6 protein-coding genes are annotated in these 3864 nt (G+C 48.7%); all 6 read left to right on the top strand.

From position 1 onward, the window contains the following. Nucleotides 1–165: 165 nt before the first annotated feature. A complete protein-coding gene (locus IBX50_RS18260) occupies nt 166–390 on the top strand; it encodes a hypothetical protein (protein WP_292257830.1) in 225 nt (74 codons plus the stop codon). Further along, nucleotides 387–713, top strand: a complete 327-nt coding sequence (locus IBX50_RS18265; RefSeq protein ID WP_292257831.1) for a PIN domain-containing protein — start codon at nt 387–389, stop codon at nt 711–713. Before IBX50_RS18260 ends, IBX50_RS18265 begins: the two co-directional genes overlap by 4 nt. A 63-nt stretch (nt 714–776) precedes the next feature. Continuing rightward, nucleotides 777–1898, top strand: coding sequence for a dTDP-glucose 4,6-dehydratase (rfbB, locus tag IBX50_RS18270; protein ID WP_292257832.1), 1122 nt, complete (start codon nt 777–779; stop codon nt 1896–1898). A 19-nt stretch (nt 1899–1917) separates the two neighbouring features. After that, nucleotides 1918–3090: an AAA family ATPase gene (locus tag IBX50_RS18275; protein ID WP_292257833.1), complete on the top strand. Its 1173-nt coding sequence runs from the start codon at nt 1918–1920 to the stop codon at nt 3088–3090. Continuing rightward, nucleotides 3084–3695, top strand: coding sequence for a DUF4276 family protein (locus IBX50_RS18280; protein WP_292257834.1), 612 nt, complete (start codon nt 3084–3086; stop codon nt 3693–3695). Before IBX50_RS18275 ends, IBX50_RS18280 begins: the two co-directional genes overlap by 7 nt. A 31-nt stretch (nt 3696–3726) precedes the next feature. After that, nucleotides 3727–3864: sugar phosphate nucleotidyltransferase (locus tag IBX50_RS18285; protein ID WP_292257835.1), on the top strand; the 138-nt coding region annotated here is incomplete at its 3' end.

The raw sequence follows: 3864 nt of genomic DNA on the forward strand, positions 1-3864 counted from the left end.
ATCAAGCGGAAGCAGAAGAAGGCAGGGATGATGGATAGTTATCTGCCTACTTAACCAATAAGCACCCTGCAGGAGCGTAGTCCTGGTGTGAGCGCAGTCCCTGCGCGATAAAGCAAAAAATAACTATACTGACACCATCAGTCAGCTAATAGTGAGGAGTTTGCCATGTACGCTATAGAATTTGAAACCGATATAAAAAATGAATTTATACGAATTCCAGAGTACGAAAAGTTGAAAAACAAGCACGTCAAGGTGATTTTGTTGGCCGAAGAAATGCTGGAAAAAAAAGCCCAACTAACAAAGCGTTATCCTGCCAATGTACCACCGATCAGCTTTACAGGGGATGTCATTGATACTGCGCCAGCTACAGACTGGAATTTGAACGGATGATCGTTCTTGACACCCATATATGGCTCTGGTGGATGTCAAAGTCACCTCAAATGAAACCAGAATGGAACCAAGCGATTACTACATCTGAGCGTATTGGAGTCAGTGCAATCAGTCTGTTTGAAGTATCCTGGTTAGTGCAACGCAAACGAATAGAGCTAGGCTGTGCCCTTGACTGGTGGTTTGAACAAGCTCTGGATGGCTCAAATAAACGCATCCTCACAGCAGAAAACCTGGATGACCTGCTCTCTGTAGGAGCGCAGTCCCTGCGCGATTCTGAAACCTTATCGCTCGCAGAGCGAGCTTCTACAAAGTATTACAAATAGATAGACTAGCTGAGAATCTTAATTGTCTATATTAGTAACAGCACAAAAATTGTAGGTATCAAGATGAAACTCCTCATCACTGGCGGCGCGGGCTTTATCGGCTCTGCTGTTATCCGCCACATTATTCAAAATACCCAAGATAGCGTCATCAATGTCGATAAATTGACCTATGCAGGTAATCTTGAAAACCTAACAGCGGTAAGCAGCAACGAACGCTATGCTTTTGAACAGGTGGATATCTGCAATCGTGCTGAACTGGAACGCGTGTTTGCTGAACACCAGCCGGATGCCATCATGCACTTGGCGGCTGAAAGCCATGTCGATCGCTCCATAGATGGCCCCGCTGCCTTTATTGAAACCAACATCGTAGGCACCTATACACTGTTAGAAGTGGCAAGAAGCTATTGGCAAGGCTTGGATGAGCAACGCAAACAAAGCTTCCGCTTTCATCACATTTCCACTGATGAAGTCTACGGCGACCTGCCACACCCTGATCAAGACAAACAAGCTACTCAAAAGCTGTTTACAGAAACCACGGCCTACGCTCCCAGTAGCCCTTATTCAGCCAGCAAAGCCAGTTCAGATCATCTGGTACGCTCATGGCGCAGAACCTACGGCTTGCCCACACTCATTACCAACTGCTCCAACAACTACGGGCCTTACCACTTCCCGGAAAAGCTGGTGCCCTTGATGATCCTCAATGCACTGGAAGGCAAGCCGCTACCCATCTACGGCAAGGGTGACCAGATTCGTGACTGGTTGTATGTTGAAGACCATGCCCGAGCCCTCTATAAGGTCGTCACCGAAGGCAAGGTGGGTGAAACCTACAACATCGGTGGGCACAACGAAAAACAAAACATCGAAGTCATTCATGCTCTGTGTGACATTCTCCAGAAATTAGCCCCACCCTCTGAAAACAAAAGTCTTGTCGGTGCGCAGCCTGTGGGAGCGCACTCTGTGCGCGATTACAAAGAACTGATTACTTTCGTCAAAGACCGCCCCGGGCATGATCGCCGCTATGCCATTGATGCCAGCAAGATCGAAAAAGAACTGGGCTGGCAACCATTAGAAACCTTTGAATCTGGCATTCGCAAAACCGTACACTGGTATCTCGATAACCTGGAATGGTGCCATCGTGTGCAGGATGGCTCCTACCAGCGTCAGCGATTAGGCTCATTGAGCTGACAACTAAACGAGAATACCTATGTTTCTAAAAGCGTTACACCTCAGTGGCTTGCTCAGCTTTAGTACAGAGTCTGAAACTGTTGAACTGGGAAACCTGAACATACTGATCGGCCCGAATGGCTCCGGCAAGTCTAATTTTATTGAAGCCATAGATCTGTTGCGTGCTGCGCCCACTGATTTCAGTAAATTCTTAAGTGATGGCGGTGGTATTCGAGACTGGCTCTGGAAAGGCGATCAACAAGGTAAACAACCACGTGCTCGAATTGAAGCGGTTCTTGAAAATCAGAATGGACCGCAACCTTTGCGTTACTGCCTGGAGTTTATCGAAGAATACCAGCGCTTCACCATAGAAGATGAACGGGTTGAAAATGAAACTCCGACAGAGGGTCACACCAACCCTTACTTTTACTATCATTTTAATCAAGGCCACCCAACGCTCAATGTAAAGGGCGATACCCGTGAGCTACGGCGCGAAGACATCGAATTCAACCGATCCATTCTGGCCCAACGTAAAGACCCGGATCAATACCCGGAAATTACCTATCTGGGTAAAACACTGGGCAAAATCGGGCTGTATCGCGAATGGAGTTTTGGGCGGTTAACCAAGCCACGCATTCCGCAGAAAGCGGAACTACCCAATGAACACCTACTGCCGGATGCCAGTAACCTCGGTCTGGTGCTGAACAGACTGCGCCGTGACTCGGAAGCCAAAAGAAAACTGTTGGAAGCGTTAAGCAACCTCTACGAAGGTATAGACGACTTCGATGTTCAGATTGAGGGCGGCACCGTACAGGTATTCTTTCAGGAAGGGCGCAACATGATTCCAGCAACCCGTCTGTCAGATGGAACGCTGCGCTACCTGTGTTTGTTGGCAATACTCTGCCATCCGCAACCGCAACCGTTGATTTGCATTGAAGAGCCGGAACTGGGCTTGCACCCTGACATACTGCCGGTGATCGCAGACCTGCTCATTGAAGCCTCGGAAAGAACACAACTGATCGTGACCACCCATTCGGATGTACTGGTTGATGCTATGACAAGCCAGCCCGAAAGTATTCTGGTGTGCGAACGCGATACCGAAAATGGCACCCGAATAAACCGGCTGAATAAGGAAGAACTCCAGCCCTGGCTGGAGAATTATCGCCTGGGGTCATTATGGACAAGCGGAGAGCTGGGAGGCACAAGGTGGTAACTATTTACCTAGAGGGTGGTGGTGATGCCCCTCAGTTGAAGGCGCGTTGCCGCAAAGCATTCAACAAATTCATCGAAAAAATGGGCTTTAAAGGTAAGATGCCGAAACTAGTAGCCTGCGGCAGCAGGCGAAACGCCTATGAACGGTTCTGCACCGCTATCGCTCAAAACAAAAAAGCACTGCTTCTGGTCGACAGTGAAGCTTTTGTTGCCAAAACCCACGAGTTCAATGCCTGGTTACATGTTCAACAGCGTGAAGGGGATAGCTGGACAATGCCCGCGCAAGCCACACCTGAATCCTGCAACCTGATGGTAGAATGCATGGAAAACTGGTTTTTGGCCGATATTCCGGCTTTACAAGCCTATTACGGTGCCGGTTTCAAACCAGACAAATTGCCAAGTATCAGCCACGGGATAGAAAAAGTCGGCAAGCAGCAGGTCTACCAAGGCTTGAAACAAGCAACGCACTCAACCCGCAAAGGTAGCTACAGCAAGGGCGATCACTCCTTTGCCATTCTGGAACAGATCAACCCTGATAACGTCACTGCCGCCAGTGAGTGGGCTGCAAAGTTCAAGCAACGCCTGCAGAATGCGATGGGTAAGTAAGTTCCACGTACTGAATTCAAGGTATTTATTCATGAAAGGCATTATCTTAGCCGGTGGCTCCGGCACCCGTTTGTACCCCATCACCAAGGGCGTATCCAAGCAATTACTGCCCATCTACGACAAACCCATGATCTATTACCCGCTCTCGGTACTCATGCTGGCAGGCATT

It is taken from the genome of Marinospirillum sp., assembly GCF_014859565.1.

Excerpts from the sequence above, each read along its gene's own strand:
- IBX50_RS18260 (WP_292257830.1), top strand. The coding sequence starts at position 166 with ATGTACGCTATAGAATTTGAAACCGATATAAAAAATGAATTTATACGA.
- IBX50_RS18265 (WP_292257831.1), top strand. The coding sequence starts at position 387 with ATGATCGTTCTTGACACCCATATATGGCTCTGGTGGATGTCAAAGTCA.
- rfbB (WP_292257832.1), top strand. The coding sequence starts at position 777 with ATGAAACTCCTCATCACTGGCGGCGCGGGCTTTATCGGCTCTGCTGTT.
- IBX50_RS18275 (WP_292257833.1), top strand. The coding sequence starts at position 1,918 with ATGTTTCTAAAAGCGTTACACCTCAGTGGCTTGCTCAGCTTTAGTACA.